This window comes from Streptomyces sp. NRRL F-5650 (assembly GCF_000721365.1).
In the GTDB taxonomy this organism is placed as follows: Bacteria; Actinomycetota; Actinomycetes; order Streptomycetales; family Streptomycetaceae; genus Streptomyces; species Streptomyces ardesiacus.
Genome location: NZ_JOGV01000002.1, coordinates 242,189 through 267,717, shown reverse-complemented (window position 1 = coordinate 267,717; position 25,529 = coordinate 242,189). Strand labels below are relative to the sequence as shown.

29 protein-coding genes are annotated in these 25,529 nt (G+C 73.1%); 15 read left to right on the top strand and 14 right to left on the bottom strand.

Annotation, left to right across the window (positions count from 1 at the left end; translation table 11 throughout):
* The first annotated feature begins 212 nt into the window (after positions 1 to 212).
* A complete protein-coding gene (locus tag IG88_RS0104160) occupies positions 213 to 1,091 on the top strand; it encodes a L,D-transpeptidase family protein (RefSeq protein ID WP_031035047.1) in 879 nt (292 codons plus the stop codon).
* Positions 1,092 to 1,283: 192 nt separating this feature from the next.
* Here IG88_RS0104160 and IG88_RS43215 read toward each other — a convergent pair whose 3' ends face one another.
* The 6 genes from IG88_RS43215 to IG88_RS0104130 form a co-directional block, all read right to left on the bottom strand.
* Positions 1,284 to 2,504 (bottom strand): hypothetical protein, encoded by a 1,221-nt coding sequence (locus IG88_RS43215; protein ID WP_051851745.1) that lies wholly within the window; start codon positions 2,502 to 2,504, stop codon positions 1,284 to 1,286.
* The gene (locus IG88_RS0104150) at positions 2,504 to 3,166 is read right to left on the bottom strand and encodes an RNA polymerase sigma factor (protein WP_031035044.1); all 663 of its coding nucleotides are present in this window, start codon (positions 3,164 to 3,166) and stop codon (positions 2,504 to 2,506) included. The genes IG88_RS43215 and IG88_RS0104150 overlap by 1 nt, the downstream gene beginning before the upstream one ends.
* 366 nt (positions 3,167 to 3,532) lie before the next feature.
* Positions 3,533 to 4,387, bottom strand: a complete 855-nt coding sequence (locus IG88_RS0104145) for a hypothetical protein (protein ID WP_051851744.1) — start codon at positions 4,385 to 4,387, stop codon at positions 3,533 to 3,535.
* Entirely contained in the window at positions 4,384 to 5,001 is a 618-nt protein-coding gene (locus IG88_RS0104140) for an RNA polymerase sigma factor (RefSeq protein ID WP_063760575.1), read from the bottom strand. Before IG88_RS0104140 ends, IG88_RS0104145 begins: the two co-directional genes overlap by 4 nt.
* A 120-nt stretch (positions 5,002 to 5,121) precedes the next feature.
* A complete protein-coding gene (locus IG88_RS0104135) occupies positions 5,122 to 5,673 on the bottom strand; it encodes a hypothetical protein (RefSeq protein WP_031035037.1) in 552 nt (183 codons plus the stop codon).
* 112 nt (positions 5,674 to 5,785) lie between these two features.
* Positions 5,786 to 7,402, bottom strand: a complete 1,617-nt coding sequence (locus IG88_RS0104130) for a glycoside hydrolase family 20 protein (protein ID WP_324608991.1) — start codon at positions 7,400 to 7,402, stop codon at positions 5,786 to 5,788.
* Between the two features lie 230 nt (positions 7,403 to 7,632).
* On the opposite strand from IG88_RS0104130, the gene IG88_RS0104125 reads away from it, so the two are divergent.
* The 10 genes from IG88_RS0104125 to IG88_RS0104080 all read left to right on the top strand — a co-directional run bounded on the left by IG88_RS0104125 (position 7,633) and on the right by IG88_RS0104080 (position 14,840).
* Positions 7,633 to 8,136 (top strand): 2-oxo-4-hydroxy-4-carboxy-5-ureidoimidazoline decarboxylase, encoded by a 504-nt coding sequence (locus IG88_RS0104125; protein ID WP_037835247.1) that lies wholly within the window; start codon positions 7,633 to 7,635, stop codon positions 8,134 to 8,136.
* 258 nt (positions 8,137 to 8,394) lie between these two features.
* Positions 8,395 to 8,775 carry a succinate dehydrogenase, cytochrome b556 subunit gene (gene sdhC / locus IG88_RS0104120; RefSeq protein ID WP_003974113.1) on the top strand — a complete coding sequence of 127 codons (381 nt, stop codon included), beginning with the start codon at positions 8,395 to 8,397 and terminating at the stop codon, positions 8,773 to 8,775.
* A 5-nt stretch (positions 8,776 to 8,780) separates the two neighbouring features.
* Complete coding sequence (locus IG88_RS0104115; RefSeq protein ID WP_031035030.1) at positions 8,781 to 9,263, top strand: succinate dehydrogenase hydrophobic membrane anchor subunit; 483 nt, start codon at positions 8,781 to 8,783, stop codon at positions 9,261 to 9,263.
* Between the two features lie 19 nt (positions 9,264 to 9,282).
* Positions 9,283 to 11,037, top strand: coding sequence for a succinate dehydrogenase flavoprotein subunit (gene sdhA, locus IG88_RS0104110; RefSeq protein WP_031035029.1), 1,755 nt, complete (start codon positions 9,283 to 9,285; stop codon positions 11,035 to 11,037).
* Positions 11,037 to 11,810 (top strand): succinate dehydrogenase iron-sulfur subunit, encoded by a 774-nt coding sequence (locus IG88_RS0104105; RefSeq protein ID WP_030400348.1) that lies wholly within the window; start codon positions 11,037 to 11,039, stop codon positions 11,808 to 11,810. Before sdhA ends, IG88_RS0104105 begins: the two co-directional genes overlap by 1 nt.
* A gap of 165 nt (positions 11,811 to 11,975) precedes the next feature.
* A complete protein-coding gene (locus IG88_RS0104100; protein ID WP_031035026.1) occupies positions 11,976 to 12,596 on the top strand; it encodes a Uma2 family endonuclease in 621 nt (206 codons plus the stop codon).
* 41 nt (positions 12,597 to 12,637) lie between these two features.
* Positions 12,638 to 13,048, top strand: a complete 411-nt coding sequence (locus tag IG88_RS0104095; protein WP_031035025.1) for a VOC family protein — start codon at positions 12,638 to 12,640, stop codon at positions 13,046 to 13,048.
* Positions 13,049 to 13,145: 97 nt separating this feature from the next.
* Positions 13,146 to 13,553: a hypothetical protein gene (locus tag IG88_RS0104090; RefSeq protein WP_030400345.1), complete on the top strand. Its 408-nt coding sequence runs from the start codon at positions 13,146 to 13,148 to the stop codon at positions 13,551 to 13,553.
* Between the two features lie 4 nt (positions 13,554 to 13,557).
* On the top strand, positions 13,558 to 14,046 hold the full coding sequence (locus IG88_RS0104085) for a thiol-disulfide oxidoreductase DCC family protein (RefSeq protein WP_031035023.1): 489 nt from the start codon (positions 13,558 to 13,560) through the stop codon (positions 14,044 to 14,046).
* Positions 14,047 to 14,057: 11 nt separating this feature from the next.
* Positions 14,058 to 14,840, top strand: coding sequence for a TetR/AcrR family transcriptional regulator (locus IG88_RS0104080; RefSeq protein ID WP_031035021.1), 783 nt, complete (start codon positions 14,058 to 14,060; stop codon positions 14,838 to 14,840).
* Here IG88_RS0104080 and IG88_RS0104075 read toward each other — a convergent pair.
* Together IG88_RS0104075 and IG88_RS0104070 are read right to left on the bottom strand one after the other, a co-directional pair.
* On the bottom strand, positions 14,831 to 16,171 hold the full coding sequence (locus IG88_RS0104075; protein ID WP_031035019.1) for a metallophosphoesterase: 1,341 nt from the start codon (positions 16,169 to 16,171) through the stop codon (positions 14,831 to 14,833). The genes IG88_RS0104080 and IG88_RS0104075 overlap by 10 nt on opposite strands.
* Before the next feature lie 36 nt (positions 16,172 to 16,207).
* The gene (locus IG88_RS0104070) at positions 16,208 to 16,447 is read right to left on the bottom strand and encodes an SCO4848 family membrane protein (protein ID WP_003974124.1); all 240 of its coding nucleotides are present in this window, start codon (positions 16,445 to 16,447) and stop codon (positions 16,208 to 16,210) included.
* A 91-nt stretch (positions 16,448 to 16,538) separates the two neighbouring features.
* Here IG88_RS0104070 and IG88_RS0104065 point away from each other — a divergent pair, with 91 nt between their 5' ends.
* Positions 16,539 to 17,813: a D-alanyl-D-alanine carboxypeptidase family protein gene (locus IG88_RS0104065; RefSeq protein ID WP_031035016.1), complete on the top strand. Its 1,275-nt coding sequence runs from the start codon at positions 16,539 to 16,541 to the stop codon at positions 17,811 to 17,813.
* On the opposite strand, the gene IG88_RS0104060 is transcribed toward IG88_RS0104065, so the two are convergent.
* From IG88_RS0104060 to IG88_RS0104045, 4 genes are read right to left on the bottom strand one after another with little or no spacing between them, the layout of a single operon-like run.
* On the bottom strand, positions 17,761 to 18,684 hold the full coding sequence (locus tag IG88_RS0104060; RefSeq protein ID WP_324608990.1) for a YihY/virulence factor BrkB family protein: 924 nt from the start codon (positions 18,682 to 18,684) through the stop codon (positions 17,761 to 17,763). The two genes, IG88_RS0104065 and IG88_RS0104060, sit on opposite strands and share 53 nt — an antisense overlap.
* Complete coding sequence (locus IG88_RS0104055) at positions 18,672 to 19,145, bottom strand: GtrA family protein (RefSeq protein ID WP_031035012.1); 474 nt, start codon at positions 19,143 to 19,145, stop codon at positions 18,672 to 18,674. Before IG88_RS0104055 ends, IG88_RS0104060 begins: the two co-directional genes overlap by 13 nt.
* Positions 19,139 to 20,104, bottom strand: coding sequence for a decaprenyl-phosphate phosphoribosyltransferase (locus IG88_RS0104050; RefSeq protein WP_031035009.1), 966 nt, complete (start codon positions 20,102 to 20,104; stop codon positions 19,139 to 19,141). The genes IG88_RS0104055 and IG88_RS0104050 overlap by 7 nt, the downstream gene beginning before the upstream one ends.
* A complete protein-coding gene (locus IG88_RS0104045) occupies positions 20,097 to 20,606 on the bottom strand; it encodes a phosphatase PAP2 family protein (protein ID WP_031035007.1) in 510 nt (169 codons plus the stop codon). Before IG88_RS0104045 ends, IG88_RS0104050 begins: the two co-directional genes overlap by 8 nt.
* 142 nt (positions 20,607 to 20,748) lie before the next feature.
* Between IG88_RS0104045 and IG88_RS0104040 the strand changes: the two genes are divergently transcribed.
* Together IG88_RS0104040 and IG88_RS0104035 are read left to right on the top strand one after the other, a co-directional pair.
* The gene (locus tag IG88_RS0104040; protein ID WP_031035005.1) at positions 20,749 to 22,122 is read left to right on the top strand and encodes an FAD-binding protein; all 1,374 of its coding nucleotides are present in this window, start codon (positions 20,749 to 20,751) and stop codon (positions 22,120 to 22,122) included.
* Positions 22,123 to 22,156: 34 nt separating this feature from the next.
* Positions 22,157 to 22,912, top strand: a complete 756-nt coding sequence (locus tag IG88_RS0104035) for a decaprenylphospho-beta-D-erythro-pentofuranosid-2-ulose 2-reductase (RefSeq protein WP_031035002.1) — start codon at positions 22,157 to 22,159, stop codon at positions 22,910 to 22,912.
* 7 nt (positions 22,913 to 22,919) lie between these two features.
* Here IG88_RS0104035 and IG88_RS0104030 read toward each other — a convergent pair whose 3' ends face one another.
* Positions 22,920 to 23,498: a 2'-5' RNA ligase family protein gene (locus tag IG88_RS0104030; protein ID WP_031035000.1), complete on the bottom strand. Its 579-nt coding sequence runs from the start codon at positions 23,496 to 23,498 to the stop codon at positions 22,920 to 22,922.
* A 187-nt stretch (positions 23,499 to 23,685) separates the two neighbouring features.
* A complete protein-coding gene (gene trpS, locus IG88_RS0104025; protein ID WP_031034997.1) occupies positions 23,686 to 24,696 on the bottom strand; it encodes a tryptophan--tRNA ligase in 1,011 nt (336 codons plus the stop codon).
* A 169-nt stretch (positions 24,697 to 24,865) separates the two neighbouring features.
* Between trpS and IG88_RS0104020 the strand changes: the two genes are divergently transcribed.
* Complete coding sequence (locus IG88_RS0104020) at positions 24,866 to 25,522, top strand: hypothetical protein (RefSeq protein WP_031034995.1); 657 nt, start codon at positions 24,866 to 24,868, stop codon at positions 25,520 to 25,522.
* Positions 25,523 to 25,529 lie beyond the last annotated feature (7 nt).

The window sequence follows — 25,529 nt, the reverse complement described above, 5'->3', positions numbered from 1 at the left end:
GAACTACCCGTCATTTGCCCGCCGGTGCGGACCGGCACTTCGACGGACTGTATCGGCGCGCGTGCACCCGGTGGAGTGGCCCACGCTGGGACCTTCATCACAACCTCGACGCGGTCCCGGTCACCACGATGCCGTGCCGTTCGCGACGCGTCATCCGGGGGAACAACTCAGGGGGACGTCGGTGCGGGGCGGTGGGACGGCAGGGGGCCGTGATGCGTGTGAGGGGCATGGGGAACACGGGCCGGACGGTCGCGGCCGCCCTGGGGGCCGTACTGCTGGCGGGTGGCTGCACCGTGCAGGGCACCGGGCCGGACGGCAAGGGGCACGCACCGGTGCGCATCGAGGTCACCACCGCGGCCCCGCCCGGGAGCACGCCGCCGGGGAGCACGCCGCCGGGGAGCACGCCGTCCGGGGGCCGCCGTTCGTCGAGCGCACCGCCGCCCGCGCCGTCGCAGGCGGCCAGGGTGCTGTGGCAGCGGGGCGACAGCGGCCGGGACGTCCGTGAACTGCAGGCCCGGCTGCGCCAGGTCGAGTGGCTCGTCGACGGGCCGACGGGGACGTACGACGACCTGACCGAGCGCGCGGTCAGCGGCTTCCAGGGCAAGCGCGGACTGCCCCGCACCGGCCGGACGGACACCGTCACCTGGCAGCGGCTGCTCGGGATGTCGCACGAACCCGGCAAGTGGGAGCTGTACCTGATGGGCGGCCAGCCGGCCGCCGCGCCCGACCCGCGCTGCACGACCGGCCGGGTGCTGTGCATCAGCAAGTCCAGCCGGACACTGCGCTGGATGATCGACGGGCGGACCGTGTCGACGATGTCCGTGCGCTTCGGCTCCCGGCACACGCCGACCAGGGAGGGCGTCTTCCACGTCTACTGGAAGTCGCGCCACCACTGGTCGACGCTCTACGACTCGGCCATGCCCTACGCCATGTTCTTCAGCGGCGGCCAGGCCGTGCACTACTCCTACGACTTCGCGGCCCGGGGATACGCGGGCGCCTCGCACGGCTGCGTCAACGTGCGGGACGAGGGAGCGATCGCCGGCCTGTACGCGCAGGTGAGGAACGGCGACAAGGTCGTCGTGCACCGGTGAGCGAAGGGGGCGCGGGCGGGACCGGGGGAACGTGTCCCGCCCGCGCCGAGGTGCACGAGCCGCAGGTACGGGGGGAACCCCGGCTCGGTGCAAAAAGCCGATGACCAGTCGGCTTCACTCATTACTGCGTTGCGGCGTCCGAAAGTGTCACACCCTCGGCGAGGGAATCTCCGGCCTGTACGAAAGCGCAGGTCAGGCGGTCGTCGCGGAGTACGCGGCGCGGGGGGCGTAGGCGGGCGCCCCCTGCTGGGGGCGGGGCTCGCGGGCGGACGGGGCGTGAGGGCCGTGGGGCCGATGGGGACCGTGGGCGGGCGGGGCATTGCCGGAGCCTTCGTCGTCGCCGTTGCCGCCGTCGTCACCGTCGTCGTCCTGGTTTCCCTGGCCGCCGCCCTTGCCCTTGTCGCTGCCGCTGTTGCTGTTGCTGCTGCTTCCGTTGTTCCCCTTGTCGCCGTTGCCGTTGGCGCCCTTGCCGTTGTTCCCCTTGCCGTTGTTGCCGCTGTTCCCCTTGCCCTTGTTGCCCTTGCCGTCCCGGCCCTCGTCGGTGCCCGTGCGGAGCTCGCCCTCGTAGGCCGCCGCTCCGGAGCCGCCGTGGCCCGCGCCGTCCCGGGCGCCGGGGCCGGTGGGCGTTCCGGCGAGGAGGTTGCCGCAGTACTTCCCGACCCGCGACGCTCCCCCGGCCGCCTCCTTCAGCGCGCGCCGGTGGGCGGCGTCGAGCTGCTGCCCGGCGCGGACCTTGCGGCAGGACGCGGCCAGGTTCGAACGCCGTTCCCCGGAGCCGTCCGGGTCCGGGGCGTCGGCGCCGCGGTCCTCGGTGCCGTCGCCGTCCCGGGCGGTGTCCCCGCCGGGCCCGCCCGAGGGGGCGCCGGATTCCGCCCCGCCCCGCACGCCGTCCAGGGGCGAGGGCGGGGCGGACGGACGACCGGGGGATGCGGCGGCCGAGACGGTCACCGCGGGCTCCGGACCGGTGCCGTCGAACGGCGTCGGCAGTACTCCGGTTCCGGCCGCCACCGCCACCCCGCCGACCATGCCGACGGTCAGCGCGGCGGCCAGCCCGAAGCGCAGGGGCCGGCTCCAGCGCGCACGCCGGGCACCCCCGCCGGACGGGCCGATGCGGACGAGTCCGGCGTCGAAGGCGTCGCCGGCGGTGCCGTGCCCGAGGGCGGCCGGCGTACCCGCCGCCGCGTCGGCCCGCTCGGCGTTCACCTTGCGGAAGGCGGCCAACGCCGAGGCCTCGCCGGGGAGTTCCTCGCCGGTCGGAGCCGGTGCGGCGGCCAGCGCGGCCAGGGCGGCGACGAGTCGTGCGGCCCGGTCGCGGGCCGCGGGGTCGGTGCCCTCCAGGTCCTGGAGCGGCTCTCCGCGCAGCAAGAGCTCCGCCGTTTCGCGGTCCAGCCACTCGTCCTGCTCGTCGGCCATCACATGTCCTTCTGCGTCCGCGCACGCGTATGCGTCACACTCGCGGACGTCACCGCGCGGCCGCGCGGTTCTCGCTGCGGCGGCAGGGCGCCCAGCCCGCCGCCCGGTTCCGGATCGCCGCCGAGCAGCTCGGCCAGGCGCTTCAGCCCGCGGTGCGCCGCCGTGCGCACCGCGCCGGGCCGCTTGCCCAGCGTCTCGGCGGCGCTCTTGGCGTCGAGGCCCATCACCACGCGCAGGACGACGGCCTCGGCCTGGTCCTGGGGCAGCCTGGCGATGAGGGAGAGCGTGCTGCCGGTGGCCAGTGCCTCCATGGCCTCACCCGCGGTGTCGGACTCCGCGGGCCTGCCGGTCAGCTCCGTCTCGTCGCCGCCGATCACCGGCCGCCGGCCGCGCATGCGGATGTGGTCGAGCGCGCGGTTGCGGGCGATACGGGCGGCCCAGCCGCGGAACCGGTCGGCGTCGCCGTCGAACCGTTCCAGGTCGCGGGCGATCTGCAGCCAGGCCTCGGACGCCACGTCCTCGGAGTCGTGATCGCCGACGAGCGTGCGCACGTACCCCAGCAGCCGCGGATGCACGGCGCGGTACACGGCCCGGAACGCGGTCTCGTCCCCGGCCTGTGCCGCACGCACCGCGGCGGTCAGCTCCGCGTCGTCCCCCAGCACCGAGAAGGCCTTTCTGCGCCTGTACCGGCGCCGCTCTCGCGGACGTGGTCCTCGCCGTCGTGGTGGTCGCCCGACCGAGGACCGCGGTGGTCGCCCGCGACCCCGTCGCGGGGGCGAGCCCCCCGCTGCACCGGCGCGAATGGCACGTTACGTCTTGAAACCGCCACTCGTCCACGTCCTCATCGCCTTGCCGTACAAGATGCAACTAACCCGTGACGCGGTGGGGTGTGACAGAAATCGCGGGGACGGCGCTGAAGGGAGTACGGGCCGCCGCGCGGCCCGTGCCGCGCGACGGCCGGGGCCTCTCCTGTGGGGGGTGGCGGCCCCGGCCGTTGCCTTGGCCGCCGCGATCGCCCCTGGCAGGGGCTACTGATCCCGGCCGGGCGTCCGTCCCGCCGCGGCGTCGCCGCCCACGTTCCTGCCCGGGGCACTCACGCCCGCGGCGTTCGGGCTCGCCGGTGCGACCGGCCGGGTCCACCGCCCGGCGCAGTAGGCCTCGACGTGCTCCGCGCCGCCCGCCGCCGTGACCAGCCGCTGCCAGGCCGTGCCGTCCAGTGCCCCGCCGCGGCCCGCCACCCGCTCGTAGGCGCGGCAGTGGGCCTCGGCGTCCCGGGCGGGGGACGGGCGGCCCGGGTACGCGGGGGGCGTGGGGGTCTCCCGCGCCGAGGGCGACGCGGCGGCGGACGGGGTGCCGCCCGGCCGGATCAGGCCATCGGCCGGAGCGCCGCCCGAGGATGGGCCGCGGTCCGAGGAGGCGCCGCGGTCCGAGGGGAGGCCGACGGAGGAGGAACCGGCGGTGGCGGGGGCGGTGGCCGGGCGTGTGCGGTCCGGTTCTCCGACGTGCGCGCCGGGTGCGCCCCCGCCCATGGCCGCGTAGGCGACGCCGCCCAGGGTGAGGCTCCCCAGCGCGACGAAGAGGGCGGTCTTCAGCGAGCGTCCCGGGCGGCACCCGGTCCGCGGGCGCCAGTCGTCCCGGCGCCGGGTGCGCGCGGCCCGGCCCGGTTCCGCGTCCCGGGCGGCCCGGAAGGCGGCCACCGCACGCCGCTCGCCCTCGGCACCGGCGCCTTCCCCGCGCAGCACCGCGGCGAGCAGCGCCTCCGCCGCCGGGACGTCACCGGGCGCGGGCCGGGGACCGGCGTCGCGGCCCCGCCCGTGCCGTACGGCCATGTCCGCCTCCGCTCCCGCCCGGGCCGCCGGGCCGCCGTGTTCGGCGCCCCTCATGTCGACTCCCCCAGCGTCCCGGGGCCGTCATCCGTCACACCGTCGGCGCCGAGCTGCCGCGCCAGCCGCCTCAGCCCCCGGTACGTCGCCGTGCGCACCGCGCCCGGCCGCTTGCCCAGCACCCGGGCGGCGGACGGCCCGTCGAGACCGACGACGACCCTCAGCAGTACGGCCTCGGCCTGGTCCCGCGGCAGTCCCGCGACGAGGTCCAGCGCGGTCCGCGTGGAGAGTGTCTCCAGGGCCTGGTCGTGCGTGGAGTGCGGGCCCGGCAGGTCCAGGACGTCCTGCTCCGTGGCCGTGGCGCGGGGCCGCACCCTCAGACGGCGCAGGTGGTCCAGGGCCCGGTGCCGGGCGATCGTCGCCGTCCAGCCCCGGAAACCGGCGCCGTCGCCCCGGAAGCGCCGCAGGTCACGGGCTATCTCCAGCCAGGCGTCCGCCGCCACGTCCTCGGCGTCGTCCCCGACCAGCCCGCGCAGGTAGCCCAGCAGTCCGGGCTGCACGAACCGGTAGGCGACCGCGAAGGCGGCCTCGTCACCGTCCTGGGCCCGCGCGACCGCCGCGCCCAGTTCCCCGTCGTGCGCCTGCACGCGGCGGGGTTCCCCTCGCTGGCCCAAGAACCGTCCTCGTCCGTACCGAGTCCTTCGCGTGCTCGGGTGAGCCCGCCCCCAAGGTCATCAGCGTCCGCGCGGACGGAAGTGTCACAGGAAAACCCCGGGACCCGCGGCGCCCCCGGGTCACAGCGGCACGACGCCCAGCCGGTCCAGGAGCCGGAAGAAGAGGTCCTCGGCCAGGGGACCGCGCTCGCCCCCGGGCCCGGCGATCCCGTCCGTGCCCTCCCCCGCGTCCGGGTCGTCCGCCAGTACGCCGGCCAGTTCCCCGGCGTTCGCGGCGCACCCGGCCTCAGCGGCCCAGGCGACGGCGCGCTCGGCGGCGTCGCGGGGCTCGAGGAAGTAGTCCTCCAGGGTGAGCCCGTCCCGCTCGGCGCCCAGGTACCCGGCCATCGCGGTCCGCGCCAGGCAGGTCGTCCAGGCCCCGCTCTCGGGCGCCGCCGCCTCCACGACCACGCAGTCGCTGTCCATCACGTACCCGAACAGCGCGGGCGCGCCGGTCTGCCCGGCGAGGTCGTTCATGTTCCCGACGTCTCCGTCACCGCCCGGGAACTCCCACACCTGCCACCCGCCCGGCGCGCTGCGGCACAGGGTCATGTCCGGGGCGCCGGCCAGCGCCTCCAGCTCCGCGAGCGGCCGCTCGGCGCGGCCGACGACGAAGTACCCCCAGTAGCCCATGTCCCGGCTCCCCCCGGCGTGTCGGTTCGGCTCGGTCAAAAGACCACCACAGCCGTACGGCTGTTCGCAGCCGGATCGGCCAATCGGCGCCGGTGGGACCGGGCCCGGGGCGTCAGTCGAGGCGGTCGGCCAGCGACTTGAAGTCCGCCCAGGACAGCTCGGGCCTGCCGGGGTCCCACAGCTTCTGGACCGTCGCGGCCAGCGGCAGCCGGATGCCCTCGGCGACCTGGGCCTGGGTCTGGGCGTTCGGCAGGTCGCCCCAGACGGCGAAGCTGCCCCCGAGTATCTGCTTGTCGTACTTGGCGTCGACGGCCGTCGTGCCGCGCAGGACGCGCGGGGTCCACTGCTCGTAGATGCGCTGGCCGGTGGGGTAGACGAAGGTCTGCGGCTGGCCGAGCACGTAGTAGAGGAACTCGTCGTTGTAGTTGATGACCTGGCGGCCCTCGCTCAGGTACTGCGTGGGCGGGCGGGCGCCGATCTCCTTGCCGGTCCAGTAGGCGACCTTGATGTCCTTGAGCGGCTCGACGGACGTGTCCTTGAAGAAGCCGTCGTTCCAGGCGCGCGGGGTGCGGTGGTGGGCCATGACCGTCTTGGCGCGGCCGTTGAGCCAGCCCGTGGTGAGGTCGGCGACGGTGCCGCCGGAGCCGTAGGACTTGCGGGCGGCGGCGGCCAGCGTCGGGTAGGACGCCTCGGGGTCGGGCACCACGAGCGCCTGGTACTCGTCGGCGCCGAGGTGGAACTGGGAGCCCGGGAAGAGGTCGGCGTACTCGTTCAGCAGGTCGTCGACGATCTTCGCGGCCTCCGGCTTGGAGATGTCGATCGCGCCGCGCGTGGCCTTGCCCTGCGCGTTGCGCAGTTGCAGGTCGGGGTGGGCGGCGATCACGGCGCCGAGGTGGCCGGGCGAGTCGATCTCGGGGACGACGGTGATGTGGCGCGAGGCGGCGAGATCGATGATCTCCTTCGTCTCGGCCTTGGTCAGGTGCTGGTCCGAGACGATCTCGGGGTGCGAGTCGGACTCGATGCGGAAGGCCTGGTCGTCGGAGAAGTGCAGGCCCAGCTCGTTGTACTTGAGGTCGCCCAGCTCGCGTATCCGGTCCTTGATCCAGTCGGCGCTGTAGTGCTTGCGGGCGATGTCGAGCGAGAAGCCGCGCTTCGGTTTGGCCGGCTCGTCCTTCACCACGCCCTCCGGCGCCGTTCCGCCGCCCTTCACCTCCTGCTTCAGGGTGCGGGTGCCGTAGTAGACGCCGGCCTCGGCGGGCCCGGTGACGGTGACCCGGCCGTCGCGCACGGTCATGGTGTACGACTCCGGGTTCGCACCCTTGTCGGCCTTGACGTCGAGCAGCAGGTCACCGGCGCGCTCGTCGTCCTTCTGGCCCGCGTACGTCATTCCCAGCTCGCCGGCGACCAGCTTCCCCTCGTCGGCGAGGCCCGCGTCGGCGACGACGACCCGGTGCCCCTTCGCCGGCTGCCAGCCCGGGCCCCGGGCCGCGGTGTGCTCCCGCACGGCGGGTATGGTGCGCGGCGCCTTGGACAGCGGGTAGGTCCGGCTGGGACTGGGCGCGGCCGCCTCGTCCGTGCGGGCCGCCGGTCCTTCCCGGCCGCCGCCGTCGCCACCCGGGTCGGTGGCCCACAGGCCCACGCCCACGCCGAGCGCGGCGACCACCGCGCCGGCGATCACGGCCCGCTGTCCCACCCTGTGCGCCGGTGTCCGGCCTCGATGCTGGCTCACAGCGTCAACCTAGGGCCGCCGTTGCCGTCATGCGTCCACCACATGTTCTGAAACTCTCCCGTTCGGGTGAAATTCGGGCATCGGACGGACACGTGTTGCCGTCACTCGATAACGTGACGCCACACCTTTCGCACAATCCCCTGCCGACACACACGTGAAGCCCACGAGGACACACGCTGCCTGCGCACCGTCTCCCAGACCTCCCCCGCCGAGTGGCCATACCGGTACCGGTGCAAACACGCGCCACACCGGCAACAGCCACCCCGCTGGATCGCTTCAACACGGCCCCGGCCGAGGAGGCCGCCCGAACCGCCCTCGCCTGCCTGCACAGCCCCGCCTGGGCCCACCGCCTCCTCGCCCACCGCCCCTACCCGGACCTCCCGGCCCTGCTGGCGGCAGCGGACGAGGCCGCCTACGACCTCACCCCGGACGACCTGACCGAGGCCCTGGCCGCGGAGACGCCGCCCGCCCTGCCGGAGGGCACGTACGCGGCGGCACACACGGCCCTGAGCGCGGCCCACGCGGCCTACGAGTCCCGCTTCGGACACGCCTTCGTCATCTGCCTGGACGGCCTCGCCCCGGACGAGACCCTGAACCACGTCCTGACGGCCGTCCGGTCACGTTTGGGCAACGACCTGGACGAAGAGCGCCTGGTCGCGGCGGAAGAACTCCGGCGGCTGTCGAAGACACGTCTGATCAACGTCCTCCAGGGGCGCGGAACCGCGAGCCCATGAGCGGCTCCGCCAGAGCGGGGCGCGACCGGCCACCCACGACCCGCACCCGGCAAACCGCACCAAACCCCACCCCCGTAGCCGCCCCCGCTCGAACCCACTGCTCCTTTGAGTGCAAGTTTGATCACAACGGCAGGCCCCCCGTAAGAGCCGCAGGCAACCGTCGCTACCATGCTGGGGGCCGGTGGACCGTACCCGGCCGGGCCCGACCGACAAGGAAAGCCGGCGCGGCCCCAATCCCCGCTCCCGGAGGAAATTTCCGTGCCGGCTGGAACGCTGTACCGCGGCCGGGAAGGAATGTGGTCCTGGGTGGCTCACCGAGTCACCGGCGTCCTCATCTTCTTCTTCCTGTTCGTTCACGTGCTGGACACCGCTCTCGTGCGGGTGTCCCCCGAGGCCTACGACACCGTCGTGGCCACGTACAAGACGCCGATCGTCGCGCTGCTGGAGTACGGCCTCGTCGCCGCCATCCTCTTCCACGCGCTCAACGGCCTGCGTGTCATCGCCGTCGACTTCTGGGTCAAGGGCGCCCGCTACCAGAAGCAGATGCTCTGGACCGTCGTCGCCCTGTGGGTCGTGCTGATGCTCGGGGCGATCTACCCCGTCCTCGGCCACGCCGCTCGTGAACTGTTCGGGAGCTGACGCCAATGTCCACGACTGAATCCCCCGCTTCCGGGATCGGCCCCGTCGAGGGCGCGTCCCTGTACACGCCCGACAACCCGGCGCCGCTCATCGAGCCGCCCCGCGCCCGCACGAAGAAGACCCCGAAGTCCACCCGGGGCAACTTCGAGATGGTCGCCTGGCTCTTCATGCGCCTGTCCGGCATCGTGCTGGTCGTCCTGGTCCTCGGCCACCTGCTGATCCAGCTCGTGCTCGACGGCGGCGTCTCGAAGATCGGCTTCGCCTTCGTGGCGGGCCGCTGGGCCTCGCCGTTCTGGCAGGTCTGGGACCTCGCGATGCTCTGGCTCGCGATGCTGCACGGCGCGAACGGCCTGCGCACGGTCATCAACGACTACGCGGAGCGCACGAACACCCGCCTGTGGCTCAAGGGCCTGCTCTACACCGCCACGGTGTTCACCATCCTGCTGGGCACGCTGGTGATCTTCACCTTCGACCCGAACATCCGCTAGGCACGGGGCTGCGAAAATCATGAAGGTACACAAGTACGACACCGTCATCGTCGGCGCCGGTGGCGCCGGTATGCGGGCCGCCATCGAGGCGACCAAGCGCAGCCGCACGGCCGTCCTGACGAAGCTCTACCCCACCCGCTCCCACACGGGCGCCGCGCAGGGCGGCATGGCCGCCGCGCTGGCCAACGTGGAGGAGGACAACTGGGAGTGGCACACCTTCGACACGGTCAAGGGCGGTGACTACCTGGTCGACCAGGACGCCGCCGAGATCCTGGCGAAGGAGGCCATCGACTCGGTCCTCGACCTGGAGAAGATGGGCCTGCCGTTCAACCGGACCCCGGACGGCACGATCGACCAGCGCCGCTTCGGCGGCCACAGCCGCAACCACGGCGAGGCCCCGGTCCGCCGCTCCTGCTACGCGGCCGACCGCACCGGTCACATGATCCTCCAGACGCTGTACCAGAACTGCGTGAAGGAGGGCGTGGAGTTCTTCAACGAGTTCTACGTCCTGGACCAGCTCATCACCGAGGTCGACGGCGTCAAGAAGTCCGCCGGCGTGGTGGCCTACGAGCTGGCGACCGGCGAGATCCACGTCTTCCAGGCGAAGTCCGTGATCTACGCCTCCGGCGGCACCGGCAAGTTCTTCAAGGTGACGTCGAACGCCCACACGCTGACCGGCGACGGCCAGGCGGCCGTCTACCGGCGCGGGCTGCCGCTGGAGGACATGGAGTTCTTCCAGTTCCACCCGACCGGCATCTGGCGCATGGGCATCCTGCTGACGGAGGGCGCCCGCGGTGAGGGCGGCATCCTCCGCAACAAGGACGGCGAGCGCTTCATGGAGAAGTACGCGCCGGTCATGAAGGACCTCGCCTCCCGCGACGTCGTCTCGCGCTCCATCTACACGGAGATCCGCGAGGGCCGCGGCTGCGGTCCCGAGGGCGACCACGTCTACCTGGACCTCACCCACCTCCCGCCGGAGCAGCTCGACGCCAAGCTGCCCGACATCACGGAGTTCGCGCGGACCTACCTCGGCATCGAGCCCTACACGGACCCGATCCCGATCCAGCCGACCGCGCACTACGCCATGGGCGGCATCCCGACCAACGTCGAGGGCGAGGTCCTCGCCGACAACACCACCGTCGTCCCCGGCCTGTACGCGGCCGGCGAGGTCGCCTGCGTGTCCGTGCACGGCGCCAACCGCCTGGGCACCAACTCGCTGCTCGACATCAACGTCTTCGGCCGCCGCGCGGGCATCGCCGCCGCGGAGTACGCGCACAAGGCGGACTTCGTCGAGCTGCCCGAGGACCCGGAGGCCCAGGTCGTCGAGCAGATCGAGCGGCTGCGCTCCTCCACCGGCACCGAGCGGGTGGCGACGATCCGCCGCGAGCTGCAGGAGTGCATGGACGCCAACGTCATGGTGTTCCGCACCGAGCAGACGATCAAGACGGCCGTCGAGAAGATCGCCGAGCTGCGCGCCCGCTACAAGAACGTGGCGATCCAGGACAAGGGCCGGCGCTTCAACACCGACCTGCTGGAGGCCGTCGAGCTGGGCAACCTGCTGGACCTGGCCGAGGTCATGGCGGTGTCCGCGCTCGCCCGCAAGGAGTCGCGCGGCGGTCACTACCGCGAGGACTTCCCCAACCGCGACGACGTCAACTTCATGCGCCACACCATGGCGTACCGCGAGGTGGGCGACGACGGCACCGAGTCCATCCGGCTCGACTACAAGCCGGTCGTCCAGACCCGCTACCAGCCGATGGAGCGTAAGTACTGATGGCTACCCCTGTCATGGAGAAGAACGACTCGGCCCCCGAGCCCGGCTTCGCCGACTCCCCGTACATCACGGTCACCTTCCGCGTCCGCCGGTTCAACCCGGAGGTCGCGGCCGAGGCGACCTGGGAGGACTTCCAGCTCGAGATCGACCCGAAGGAGCGCGTCCTCGACGCGCTGCACAAGATCAAGTGGGACCTGGACGGCAGCCTGACCTTCCGCCGTTCCTGCGCGCACGGCATCTGCGGCTCGGACGCCATGCGGATCAACGGCAAGAACCGCCTCGCCTGCAAGACGCTGATCAAGGACCTCAGCCCCGAGAAGCCGATCACGGTCGAGCCCATCAAGGGCCTGACGGTCCTCAAGGACCTGGTCGTCGACATGGAGCCGTTCTTCCAGGCGTACCGGGACGTGATGCCCTTCCTGATCACGAAGGACACCAACGAGCCGACGCGTGAGCGCCTGCAGTCCGCCGAGGACCGCGAGCGCTTCGACGACACGACCAAGTGCATCCTGTGCGCCGCGTGCACGTCCTCGTGCCCGGTGTTCTGGAACGACGGCCAGTACTTCGGCCCGGCCGCGATCGTCAACGCCCACCGCTTCATCTTCGACTCGCGCGACGAGGCCGGCGAGCAGCGGCTGGAGATCCTGAACGACCGCGACGGCGTGTGGCGCTGCCGCACGACCTTCAACTGCACGGACGCCTGCCCGCGCGGCATCGAGGTCACCAAGGCCATCGCGGAGGTGAAGCGAGCGCTGATCACGCGCCGCTTCTGACTCCGTCGGTGTACGCCGGCTGACGGCCGAGAGGGCCCCGTTTCCCCTGGAAGCGGGGCCCTCTGGCACATGCCACACCATCGGGTGAACCCGTCCGCCACGAGCCGTACGGCTCCCCTCCGTCCTACGATGACGGCCTCGACACCAGCCCCTAGGAGGCACGCGATGTCCGCAGCATCCGTAGAGCTGCCCCACGGCGACCTTCCGCTGATCGCGGAGGCGAACCGCCTCATGGAGCGCAACCCGGGCTACCGCGTCGAGATCATCGGAGGCCAGCTCCTCGTGACCCCGCCACCGGACGGCCCGCACGCCGTAGTCCTGACCGACCTCATCCTGCCCTTCGCGGCCGCGGGCCTACACGGCGCGGAATCGAAGATGGTCCAGGGCATCGGCCTCTGGCTGCCCATGGACGCCGAGGACTACGCGGTCCCCGACCTGGCGGTCGTGGACGCCGACGTCGACGACCACCTCGTCGAGAACAACTGCTACGACCCGGTCTGCTTCCGCCTCGTCCTCGAAGTCACCTCCAGCAACTGGAGGAACGACCTGAAGACCAAGGTCACCGCCTACGCCGCCGCCATGGTGCCCGTCTACGTGATCGTCGACCGCAAGCACCAGCGCCTCCACGTCCTCACCGACCCGGACTGCGCCGACTACTCAACCCACCGCGTCCACTCCCCCGGTGAGACGGTCACCCTGCCCGACTCGCTCGGTGCCGAGGTCACGCTGGACGTCGGCGCGATCCTTGCCGCCGGACGGCCGAAGAGCACGCCCGACGAGGGCTGACAATCGGCCGATCCGGGCGATGACCGTCCTAGCCTGACGCCATGTCAGATGACGAGTCGTACGAACTGCTCGGGTTCGACAACGTGCTGCTGCCCGTCGGGGATCTCGGTGAGGCCGTCGGGTTCTACGAGCGGGCCGGGTTCCCGGTCGCCTACCGGCTCGACGAGGCCGGGATCGCACTGCTGAAGGTGGGCGTCGAGACGCCGGGGCTGCTGCTGCGCGCCGAGGAGGAGTTCGGCCGGCAGCCGCCGATGTGGCCCTCCGCGCGGGTGTGGCTGGAGGTCACCGACGCCCGCCTGGCCGCCCGCACCCTGCGCGAGGCCGGGGTGCCGCCGCTCGACGAGCCCTTCCCCGTGGCCACCGGCTGGACCGTCGAGTTCGCCGACCCGTGGGGCAACGTCATCGGTCTCACGGACTACTCCAAGCGCCCGGAGCTGGGCCGCCGCCCCTGAGCCGTCCAACCCCCCGACATCGCGCTTGAACGTGTTCAAAAACAGGTCTACAGTCACCCCTGTCAGCTTTTTGAACGCGTTCAAGAAGGGGTGGGGCATGGACCGCACCGTCATCGCCTACGTCATCTACCTGGTCGTCAGCATCGGTCTGACCGTCTGGGTGGCCCGCACGCTCAGCCGCAACGGACGGGTCTTCCTCTCCGACGTCCTGCACGGCAACGAGAAGCTCGCCGACGCCGTCAACCACCTCCTGGTGGTCGGCTTCTACCTGGTGAACCTCGGCTTCGTCGCCCTCTACCTGAGCGGCGACGAGACCATCGCCGACACCCGCGGCATCTTCGAGGCGCTCTCCACCAAGCTCGGCGTGGTGCTGCTGGTGCTCGGCGTGATGCACCTGGGCAACGTGTACGTGCTCAACAGGATCCGGCGCCGCGGTCTGATGGAGCGCGAGCAGGTGCCTCCGGTCCCGCCGCAGGGCTGGGTGGCCCCGACGGCCGGGGCCTGAGCCGATGGCCCCCGCCCCCGGGACGACGGCCGGCGCTCCCGTGCGCCGGCTCACCGTCCTCTACGACGCCGAGTGCGCCCTGTGCACCCACGTACGGGACTGGCTGCTGCGCCAGCCACGGCTGGTCCCGCTGGACCTGGTCCCGGCCGCCTCCGACGAGGCCCGACGGCGCTTCCCCGGGCTGGACCACGGGGGCACCCTCGACGAGGTCACCGCCGTGGGCGACGCGGGGCAGGTCTACCGGGGCGCCGCCGCCTGGGTGGTCGTCCTGTGGGCGCTGCGCGGGTACCGCGGGCTCGCCCACCGGCTCAGTACGCCCAAGGGCGCGGTGCTGGCCCGCGGGGCCGTGCTGGCCGCCGCCAAGTGGCGCGCCGGGCAGCGGCAGTGGGGTGGCGGCGGGTACCGCCGCGCGGACGGGTGGACCTACGAGCCGCAGGTGGGGTGGATCTACACCGGGCCGGGCTGTGACGACGGCGCCTGCGCCACTGGATAGGCTCTGGACCCGTGCCTGCGACCCGCGACGGCGCCGACGACGGCGCCCACCTCAGCAAGTCCGAGCAGACCCGCGCGCTGATCCTGGAGACGGCCATGCGGCTGTTCCAGGAACGCGGTTACGACCGGACGACGATGCGGGCCATCGCCCAGGAGGCCGGGGTCTCCGTCGGCAACGCGTACTACTACTTCGCGGGCAAGGAACACCTGATCCAGGGCTTCTACGACCGGATCGCCGCCGAGCACCGGGCGGCGGTCCGTGAGGTCCTGGCCAGGGAGACCGACCTGGAGGCACGGCTGGCGGGCGTGCTGAAGGTCTGGCTGGACATCGCCACGCCGTACCACGAGTTCGCGGTGCAGTTCTTCAAGAACGCCGCCGACCCGGACAGCCCGCTCAGCCCCTTCTCCCCGGAGTCGGAGCACGCGCGCGTGGAGGCCATCGGCATCCACCGCGCGGTGCTCGCCGGGGCGAAGACCAAGGTGCCCGAGGAGCTGCGGGACGTCCTGCCCGAGCTGATGTGGCTCTCCCAGATGGGTCTCGTCCTGTACTGGATCTTCGACCGCACCGAGGGCCGCGAGCGCAGCTACCGCCTCGCCGAACGCGGCGCCCGGCTCACCGCCCGGGGCGTCGTGCTGGCCCGCTTCCGGGTGCTGCGCCCGCTGGTGCGCGAGGTGCACGAGCTGTTCACGGACTTCCTGCCGGGGATGACGAAGGCGATGCCCGACCCGGCCGCCCGCAGGCCCGGCGGGACCACCGGGTCCGACGGGACGGCCGGGCCCGACGGTCAGGCCTGACGGGACGCCAGCTCGATCACCGTGATGTCCGAGGGCGCCCCCACCCGCGTGGGCGGGCCCCAGGCGCCCGCGCCGCGGCTGACGTACAGCTGGGTGTCGCCGTAGCGCTCCAGGCCGGCCAGCGTCGGGTTGGCGGCGCCCGCGACGAGGCTGCCGGGCCAGAGCTGCCCGCCGTGGGTGTGGCCGGAGAGCTGGAGGTCGACGCCGTGGTCGACGGCGTCGTGGATCTGCACCGGCTGGTGGGCGAGAAGCACGCAGGCGCGGGAGCGGTCCCGGTCGCCGAGGGCACGGTCGTAGTCGGGGCCCTGGCCCTCGTCCTCGCCCGCCACGTCGTTGACGCCGGCGAGGTCGAAGTGGGGCAGCTCGGTGCGGGCGTTCTCCAGCGGGAGCAGGCCGAGCCGCCGGACTTCGGCGACCCACTGCTCGGCGCCGGAGAAGTACTCGTGGTTGCCGGTGACGAAGTAGGCCCCGTGCCGGGCCTTCAGCCCCGCCAGCGGTGCGGCCGCCGGGCCGAGGTCCTTCACGCTGCCGTCGACCAGGTCGCCGACGACGGCGATCAGGTCGGGCTGCGTGGAGTTGATGGTGTCGACGACCTTCTGCGCGAAGCCCCGGCCGAGCACCGGGCCCAGGTGGATGTCGCTGACGACGGCGATACGGAAACCGTGTGCCGCGCGGGGGAGCTTGGCGAGCGGCACGGTGACGCGCTTCACCTTGGGCCCGCTCAGCACGCCGTACGTGCCGTAGCCGACCGTCCCGACGGCCGCCGCGGCGGCGGCACCGGCGACGACGCGCGAGACGAAGAGGCGGCGGGAGGGGACGGCCAGGGGGCTCGGGACGGCCGAAGCCCCGGACGCCTCGGGTGCCCGAGGCCCGTCGGGCGTCTCGGGCGTCTCGTCCGTCCCGTGCGTCCCGGGCCCCTTCGGCGGCGCCGTCCCGGCCGGTATGCGCGAGGTGTCCGCCGCCGGGGAGACCGAGGGCTCCGCCGCCTCCGGCGTGCGCCGTGCGGCCGCCCGGTGCTCCAGGAACCGCCGCAGCAGCGGCCGGACGACCTCGCCCGCCAGCACCGCCAGGAGCAGGTAGATCGACAGGGCCAGCCACAGGAAGCCGGGCCAGGCCAGGACCCGCTGGAGCCAGAACGGGGCGCCCGCGCGCTCGGCGGCCAGCGCGCCGACGGCCAGCAGCCAGCCCCCGGCGATCACCGCCGCGCCGATCCGGCGCACCGGGCCCGGAGCACTGGTCGTGTCGCGGAACAGGCGCCGCCACAGGTACCAGTTGGCCGTCACGAGGACGCCCACCATCACCAGCGCGACCAGCACGAAGACGACCACCATGCCGTCGTATCCCCTCGGTTGTGACGTCCTCGACGCCTATGACGTTCGGCGCAGTGCGCGCACGCCGCGCAACCCGATGACCCCGACGACCGTCCCCAATACGAAGGAGACGATCGCGAGCAGCAGGTGCACCCAGAAGTACGCCGTCGGGTCGCCGTCCTCGAAGGCGAGCCCGCTGCCGTCCTTGACCAGGTTTTTGACGAAAGTGATCCAGATGATCCAGCTCCACACCCCGAAAGCGAGCAGGAACCAGGAGACGGGGCGGCTGAGCTTCATGCGTCAAGTATCGCCGTCCGCTGTCCGGAACCGTGCGCGGGGTGGGGAGCGGGGTGGGACCGGTCCGATCGAGGGGGGTACGTTTCCGCTCGTGCCCGCTCCCAAGAAGGCCCTCAGGCGCTCCCTGACGGTCACCTCCGCCGCCCTGACCGCCCTCGCCCTGCTTTCCCCCGCCGCGCTCGCAGCTCCCGGCCCGTCGGCGACTCCGTCGGCCACTCCCCCGGCGTCGATGTCGACGGTGGGCGGCGCGCGGCTCGGGAAGCCCGGGACGCAGGTGGACCTGGCGGGCGGGGCGCCGGTGCTGCCGAAGGACCTCACCGCCCGGTCGTGGATCGTGGCGGACGCCGAGTCGGGCGACGTGCTGGCCGCGCACAACGCGCACTGGCGGCTGGCCCCGGCGAGCACCCTGAAGATGCTCTTCGCGGACACGCTGCTGCCGAAGTGGCCGAAGACCACGAAGCACAGGGTCGAGGTGTCCGATCTCGCGGGCATCGGTGCCGGCTCCAGCCTGGTCGGCATCAAGGAGGAGGAGACGTACACCGTCCACGACCTGTGGCTCGGCGTCTTCCTGCGCTCCGGCAACGACGCGGTGCACGTGCTGTCCGCGATGAACGGCGGCGTCGACAGGACCGTCGCGGACATGAACGCGCACGCAGAGGAGCTGCAGGCCCTCGACACCACCGTGGCCAGCCCCGACGGCTACGACATGCCGGGGCAGGTGTCCTCCGCGTACGACCTGACGCTGTTCGCCCGTTCGGGGCTGCAGAAGAAGGACTTCCGCGAGTACGCCTCGACCGTCCGGGCGAAGTTCCCGGGCGAGACGACGAAGGACAAGAAGGGGAAGACGACCCGCAAGCCCTTCGAGATCCAGAACACCAACCGGCTCCTGGCCGGCGACTACGACGTCGAGGTCTACCCGGGCATCGCGGGCGTGAAGAACGGCAACACCACCAACGCGGGCGCCACCTTCACGGGCGTCGCCGAGCGGGACGGCCGGGTGCTGCTCGTCACCGTGATGAACCCGGCCAAGGACGACCACAACGAGGTCTACAAGGAGACCGCCCGCCTGTTCGACTGGGGTTTCAAGGCGTCCGGCAAGGCGCGTCCGGTGGGGCAGCTCGTGCCTCCCCGGAGCGCCGCCGCGGCGAGCCCCTCGGCCGGGTCCTCCGGCGAGGCCGGCGGCACCGGGAAGGGCGCGGGCGGCACGAAACCGGTGGCGGGCGCGGCGGCCCCGGACGGCTCCAGCGGGGTCGGGATCGCGGCCGGCATCACGGCCGGGGTGCTGGTGCTGCTCGCGGGCGGCGTGTTCCTGATCAACCGGAAGTGGCCGCTGCCGGACCTGGTGCGCCGCCGGACCCGTCCCTGACGCCTTCGCCGCCCCGCTCCTGCTCCTTGCCGCCCGTCGCCGTCCAGGAGGCGCAGAACAGCACCAGCTTGGCGGTGAAGTTGATCCACAGCAGCAGGGCGACGGGGACGCCGAAGGCGCCGTACATGCTCTTCGCGGCGACGCCCTGGATGTAGCCGCTGAGCAGCAGCTTGAGCAGCTCGAAGCCGACGGCGCCGATCAGCGCGGCCACCACCAGGCGGCGGCGAGGGGGCTGGACGCCGGGCAGCAGGGTCAGGACGTACAGCAGCAGCAGGAAGTCGGCGAGCACGGCGACGGCGAAGGCGGCGACGTAGAGCAGGACGCCGCCGACCCCGCCCTGGGCGAGGCCGAGGGTGCGGATGATCCAGCCGACCAGTGCCGAGGCGACGGTGGAGATGGCGACGGTGATCAGCAGCGCGCCGCCGAGGCCGACGAGGACACCCGCGTCCTTGGCCCGGTGCAGGACCGGGTTCTCCTCCTCGTCGGGCAGCTCCCACACGGCCCGCAGACAACCCCGGGTGGCCTCGACCCAGCCCATGCCGGTGAACAGCAGCAGGAGGGCGGCGATGACGCCGACGGTGCCGGCGTTGTCGACGAGGCCCTGGATGTCGAGCTGGTCGGAGATGCCGGGGATCTGCTCGGCGAGCTTGTCCTGGAGCTTGGTCTGCTGCTGCTTGTCGAGCGTGGCGGCGGCGAGCGCGGCGGCGAGGCTGAGCAGCGGGAAGAGCGCGACGAAGCTGGTGAACGTCATGGCGGCGGCCAGCCGGGACCACTTCACCCGGTCGAGCCGCTCGTAGGAGCGCCACGCGTGCGTGGTCATCAGGCGGGCGATCCAGGGCCCCGCGACGGGGAGCTTCTTCAGCCAGTCCATGATCCGACCCTGCCCCCGCTCGTCCCGTTCCATGATCCCGTCCGGCCGGCCGGTTCCTCGCCGGACCGGAAGACCAGTGTCCTTGTGCCCCAGAAGCGCAGGATCGTGCCCAGGGCCATGCCGACCCCGGCGCCGGAGACGGTGTCGGCGCGCTGCGAGGTGAGGCCGAGCCCGTAGTGGCTGACGGCCAGGCAGAGAAGCTGGACGGCGGCGCCGGCGGCGTTCACGGCGAAGAACACGGCGCAGGGGCGCAGGCCCCGGGGGCGGCTCAGGTGGCGGTAGGTGCCCAGCGCGTTGCCCGCGTAGGCGACCGAGCACCCGGCGACGAAGGAGAGCGCCTTGGCGGTGAGCGGGCCGAGTCCGGCCGGGCCGCGCAGGCAGGTGAAGAGTCCGAGGTCGACGGCGTAGGCCAGCAGCCCGGCGAGGGCGAAGCCCAGCAGTTCGCGCCGGCCGGCTACCAATTGGCCACCGCCAGCCCGTACATGGCGAGCCACACCAGGCCGATCAGGGCGAGGGCGCGGTCGCGCAGCACGACGTCCTCGGGTTCGCCGGCGGTGCCGCGGTCGGCGAAGACGGCGTAGCGCAGGACGGCGAGGACGAAGGGGATCACCGAGAGCTGGCGCCAGGGCAGCACGCTGGTGTGCGGGACGCCGCCCTCCTCCATGGCCCACAGGCAGTAGCCGAGGACGGCGACGCCTGCGGCGAGCTGCCAGACGAAGCGGAGGTAGCCGGTGGTGTACTCGGTGAGCAGCGCGCGGGTGGCGCCCTTCTTCCCGGCCATCTGCACGGCCTCGGAGTAGCGCTTGGCGGCGACCATGAACAGGGCGCCGAAGCCGGTGGTGATGAGGAACCAGCGCGACAGGGGGATGCCGAGCGCGAGTCCGCCGGCCATGGCCCGCATCAGGAAACCGGTGGTGACGACGGCGAGGTCGACGACCAGGACGTGCTTGAGGCTGACGCAGTACGCCAGTTGCATCACCAGGTAGGCGGTGAGCAGGGCCGCGACGGGCGGGGGGCACAGCCAGGCCGCGAGGACGGGCGCGAGGACGCCCAGGAGGCACCCGGCGGCGTAGGCGAGCGGCACCGGGACGTCTCCGGCGGCGACCGGGCGGTGCCGTTTGACGGGGTGGGCGCGGTCGGCCTCGGCGTCGCGGGCGTCGTTGACGAGGTAGACGGCGGCGGCGCAGGCGGTGAACAGGACGAAGACCAGGGCGAGCCGGCCGAGGGCGTGGCGGGAGAACAGCTCGCCGGCGGCGGCCGGGGCGGCGACGACCAGGACGTTCTTGATCCACTGCCGGGGGCGCGCGGTGCGCACCAGCCCGGCGAGGACGCCCCCCGCGCGGCGCGGTGCGGGCTCCTTCCCCTGTTCGGGGGCGCGTGGGCGCAGGACGGCGGCGCCGGTGACGGCGGTGTCAGCCACGGGTGCCTCCGCGCATCCAGTGGGCGCCGAGGCGGGCCGTGAGCGCGCCGAGGGCGGCGCCCGCCGCGACGTCGGAGGGGTAGTGGACGCCGGCGACCAGCCGGGAGGCGCAGACGGCGGCGGCGAGCGGCCAGGCGGCCCGCACTCCGAGCGCCCCGAAGACCACGGCGGCCGCGGCGGACGAGGTGGCGTGGGAGCTGGGGAAGGAGTGCCGGCCCGCGGTGCGCACCAGGGGAACGACGTGGGCGGGGCGGGGGCGGCGTACGACGCGCTTCACGCCCATGCTGACGACGTGGGCGCCGGCGGTGAGCGCGGTGCCGCGCAGCCAGGCGGCGCGCCGGGGCGGGTCCGCGGCGGCCGCTGCGAGGCCGCCCGCGAGCCACAGCGCGCCGTGCTCCCCGGCCCAGGACAGGGCACGCGCGGCGCCCGCGACGCGCGGGTCGGTGCCGCAGGCCCTGAGCGCGGTGACGATCCGGTGGTCCATGTCGTCGAGGTCGTCCATGTGGACTCACTGTTCACGCCCGCGGCACGGGAAGCCGGGCACGCCGGACCGACATACCATTAATCACCCGTTTCAGGGATGCTCTGAATGTTTTGGAACCAATCATTCACTCAGTGACGGACGGGGCGATACGGTCACCGCCATGTCTGCCGACACCCTTCCCGACTCCGACTGGGACACCGTCACCGGCTGGGGCCGTACGGCGCCCACCGGGGCGCTCGTCGTGCGTCCGCGGACGTACGAGGAGGCGGCCGTCGCCGTCCGGGAGTGCGGGATGCGCGGCGGCATCGCGCGGGGACTGGGGCGGGCGTACGGGGACGCGGCACAGAACGCCGGCGGTGCCGTGCTGGACATGACGGGCCTGGACCGCGTGCACGCCGTGGACGTCGCGGGCGGCACCGTGCTGTGCGACGCGGGGGTCTCGCTGCACCGGCTGATGGAGGTGCTGCTGCCGCTGGGCTGGTTCGTGCCGGTGACGCCCGGCACCCGGTACGTGACGGTCGGCGGCGCGATCGGCGCCGACATCCACGGCAAGAACCACCACGTGTCGGGGTCCTTCTCACGGCACGTGCTCTCCCTGGAGCTGCTCACCGCCGACGGCCGGGTCCGCACCGTCGTCCCGGGCACGCCCCTGTTCGACGCGACCGCGGGCGGCATGGGTCTGACGGGGGTGATCCTCACGGCGACGCTGCGGCTCCAGCCGGTCGAGACGGCCCTGATGTCGGTCGACACGGAGCGGGCCGCCGACCTGGACGACCTGATGGCCCGGCTGACCGCCACCGATCACCGCTACCGGTACTCGGTCGCCTGGATCGACCTCCTCGCGCGCGGCAGGGCGACGGGCCGCGCGGTGCTCACCCGCGGCGACCACGCGCCGCTGGCCGCGCTGCCCGCCCGCTCGCGCGCCCGGCGCGCACCGCTGGCCTTCCGCACCTCCCGCCTCCCCGCGACCCCCGACTTCCTGCCGGGCGGACTGCTCAGCCGGACGACGGTGGGGCTCTTCAACGAGGTCTGGTACCGCAAGGCCCCCCGGGAGAGCCGGGGCAGGCTCCAGCGGATCTCCACCTTCTTCCACCCCCTCGACGGCGTCCCGCACTGGAACCGGGTCTACGGCCGGGGCGGTTTCGTGCAGTACCAGTTCGTCGTCGGGCACGGCCGGGAGGAGGCCCTGCGCTCGGTCGTGCGGCGCATCTCCGGGCGCCGCTGCCCGTCGTTCCTGGCCGTCCTCAAGCGGTTCGGCGAGGCCGACCCGGGCTGGCTCTCCTTCCCCGTGCCCGGCTGGACCCTCGCCCTGGACGTCCCCGCCGGCCTGCCCGGCCTCGGCGCCTTCCTGGACGAGCTGGACGAGGAGGTCGCGCGGGCGGGCGGCCGGGTCTACCTCGCCAAGGACTCCCGGCTGCGCCCGGAACTGCTCGCCGCGATGTACCCCCGTCTGGACGACTTCCGCGCCCTGCGCGCGGAGCTGGACCCGCGCGGGGTGTTCGTCTCCGACCTGGCCCGCCGCCTCGCCCTGTGACGCCCCCCGCCCCACCGACCTGTCTGGAGCAGCCGTGAAGGACGCCTTCGGCCTCCCCCAGTCCCTCCTCGTCCTCGGCGGTACCTCCGAGATCGCGCTCGCCACCGTGCGCCGTCTGGTGGCCCGCCGCACCCGCACGGTGTGGCTGGCCGGCCGTCCCTCCCCCGCCCTGGAGGAGGCCGCCGGGCAGCTCCGCGGCCTGGGCGCCGAGGTGCGCACCGTCGCCTTCGACGCGCTGGACCCCGAGGGCCACGAGGGGGCGCTCGGCAAGGTGTTCGCCGAGGGCGACGTCGACCTGGTGCTGCTCGCCTTCGGCATCCTGGGCGACCAGGCGCACGACGAGCGCGAGCCGCTGAACGCCGTGCGCGTCGCGCAGACCAACTACACCGGCGCGGTCTCGGCCGGGCTGGTCGCCGCCCGCTCGCTGCAGGCGCAGGGGCACGGCTCGCTGGTGGTGCTCTCCTCCGTCGCCGGGGAACGCGCCCGCCGCGCCAACTTCATCTACGGCTCCAGCAAGGCCGGCCTGGACGCCTTCGCGCAAGGGCTGGGCGACGCGCTGCACGGCACGGGCGTGCACGTCATGGTCGTACGCCCGGGGTTCGTGCGGTCGCGGATGACCGAGGGCATGGCGGAGGCGCCGCTCGCCACGACGCCCGAGGCGGTCGCCGGGGCCATCGAGCTGGGGCTGCGGCGGCGCTCGGAGACGGTGTGGGTGCCGGGGGCGCTGCGGGTGGTGATGGCGGCGGTGCGGCACCTGCCGCGGGCGGTGTTCCGGCGGCTGCCGGTGTGAGGCGGGGCTACCGGCCGGGCAGGGAACCGGTCTCCACGCGTCCGGCCTGCGGCGGCACCGTGGCGCTGCCGAAGGGGAACTCGCGCAGCTTGCGCCACACCGCGTCGGCGCCCTGCTCGTACAGCGCGAAGCCGGTGCAGGCCCACTGGGCCTCGTAGTCGGACAGCTCCTCGTAGGCGCGGTCCATCGCCGCCTCGTCGATGCCGTGCGCCACGGTGACGTGCGGGTGGTACGGGAACTGCAGTTCGCGCGGGAGTGGGCCGGACGCGTCGCGCACCCGCTTCTGCAGCCAGGCGCAGGCCGCCGCGCCCTCGACCACCTGGACGAAGACGACGGGCGAGAGCGGGCGGAAGGTCCCGGTGCCGGACAACCGCATCGGGAAGGGACGGCCGCGCGCCGCCACCTCCGCCAGGTGTGCCTCGACCGCGGGCAGCGCGCCGCCGTCGACCTCCGTCGGCGGCAGCAGGGTGACGTGCGTGGGGATGCCGTGTGCGGCGGCGTCGCCGAAGCCCGCGCGCAGCTTCTGGAGCTTGCTGCCGTGAGGCTCCGGGACCGCGATCGACACGCCGATCGTTACGGTCCCCACTTCGTCTCCTGTCGTTGTGTGTCCTTCGGCCGGACACCCGGATATCGACTGTACGGCCACCGCCGCGCCCCCGGCAGGCGCAACCGGAGTGATGTGCAGCGCTACGGCGGCATGCCGGGGCGCACGGACGGTGCCCGGTCCCGTGGTCCCGGGCAGGTCGTGGGCGTGCGGCGGGCGGTGCGGCGGGTCAGTGCTTGGCGGGCAGGAAGCCCACCGCGTCGTACGCCCGGGCGAGGGTCTCCGCGGCGACGGTCCTGGCCTTCTCCGCGCCCTTGGCGAGGATCGCGTCGAGCGTCTCCGGGTCGTCCAGGTACTGCTGGGTGCGCTCGCGGAAGGGGGTGACGAACTCCACGACGACGTCGGCGAGGTCCGTCTTCAGCGCGCCGTAGCCCTTGCCCTCGTACTTCCGCTCCAGCTCGGCGATGTCGGCGCCGGTGAGGGTGGAGTAGATCGTCAGGAGGTTGCTGACGCCGGGCTTGTGCTCGCGGTCGAAGCGGACGACGGTGTCGGTGTCCGTGACCGCGCTCTTCACCTTCTTGGCGGTGGCCTTCGGCTCGTCGAGGAGGTTGATCAGGCCCTTCGGGGTGGCCGCCGACTTGCTCATCTTGGCGGTCGGGTCCTGGAGGTCGTAGATCTTCGCCGTCTCCTTGAGGATGTAGGCGCTCGGGACGGTGAAGGCGTCGGCGTAGGTCTGGTTGAAGCGGTCCGCGAGGTCGCGGGTCAGCTCCAGGTGCTGGCGCTGGTCCTCGCCCACGGGGACCTGGTCGGCCTGGTAGAGCAGGATGTCGGCGACCATCAGCATCGGGTACGTGAACAGGCCGACGGTGGTGCGGTCGTTGCCCTGCTTGGCGGACTTGTCCTTGAACTGCGTCATCCGGGACGCCTCGCCGAACCCCGTGATGCAGTTCATCAGCCAGCCGAGCTGCGCGTGCTCGGGGACGTGGCTCTGCACGAACAGCGTGCAGCGGTCCGGGTCGAGGCCGGCCGCGAGGAGCTGGGCGGCGGCGACGCGGGTGTTCTCGCGCAGTTGCTTCGGGTCCTGCGGGACCGTGATCGCGTGCAGGTCGACGACCATGTAGAACGCGTCGTGGGTGTCCTGCATGTCGACCCACTGGCGGACGGCGCCGAGGTAGTTGCCGAGGTGGAACGAGCCGGAGGTCGGCTGGATACCGGAGAGCACGCGCGGACGACGCTGCATGGCGGAGCCATTCCCCTGAGGGCGGTGGTGGGAGACGGGCGGGCGATCGTTGGCCATGTTCACCATTCTCTCAGGCTTCGCGGGGCGGTCGGGCACGGGTTCGGCACAGGGGGGCTCCATTCCGTTCCCGGGGGTGTAACAAGGGAGGGACGGGCGGGAGGGGGCCGCGGTGGGACGACGGTGGGTGTGCGCGGCGGCGGCCGCGGCGGCGTGGTGGGCGGGCCTGGTGTGGCCGGCTGCCGCCGAGGGGGCCCCGGCCGTCGACGAGCCGGACGTGGCCGTGGTCGTGTGGGCGGGCTCGGGACGCACCGCCTCCTGGCACGCGGGCGAGGCCGACTTCGACCGGCTGCGGTGGCTGCTCGACCCGGGCCGCACGGGCACGGAGCGGGTCCCGGAGGACTGGGCGCGGGACCGGCGGCCCCCGGTGCGGTTCACGGTGCTGTGGGGGCTGACCGGCGTCGGGGGGTGGCCGCAGACCCGGCGGGCGCCGGGCGGGGACGTGGCGATGCTGCGTCAGGACCAGTTCTTCGTGGCCGAGGACGGCACCCCGTGGGTGCGCACGGACCCGGCACCGGACCTGACGGACGACGACATCCGCTGGCACCGGGTCCCGCGGGACGCCTACGAGCGACTGACCGCCGAGGGCTTCCTCACGGCGGACGCAACGGGCACCGAGGAGCGCGACGGCGGGTGGCACGGGGTGTGGTGGGCCGCCGCCGGGCTCGGGGCGGGGGTCGCGGGGACGCTGCTGACACGCCGCGCGGCGGACCGGTACCGTGCCGGACCGCCGCGCGGGGAGCCCCGTCAGGAGCTGATCGACCTGTAGGGCCTCG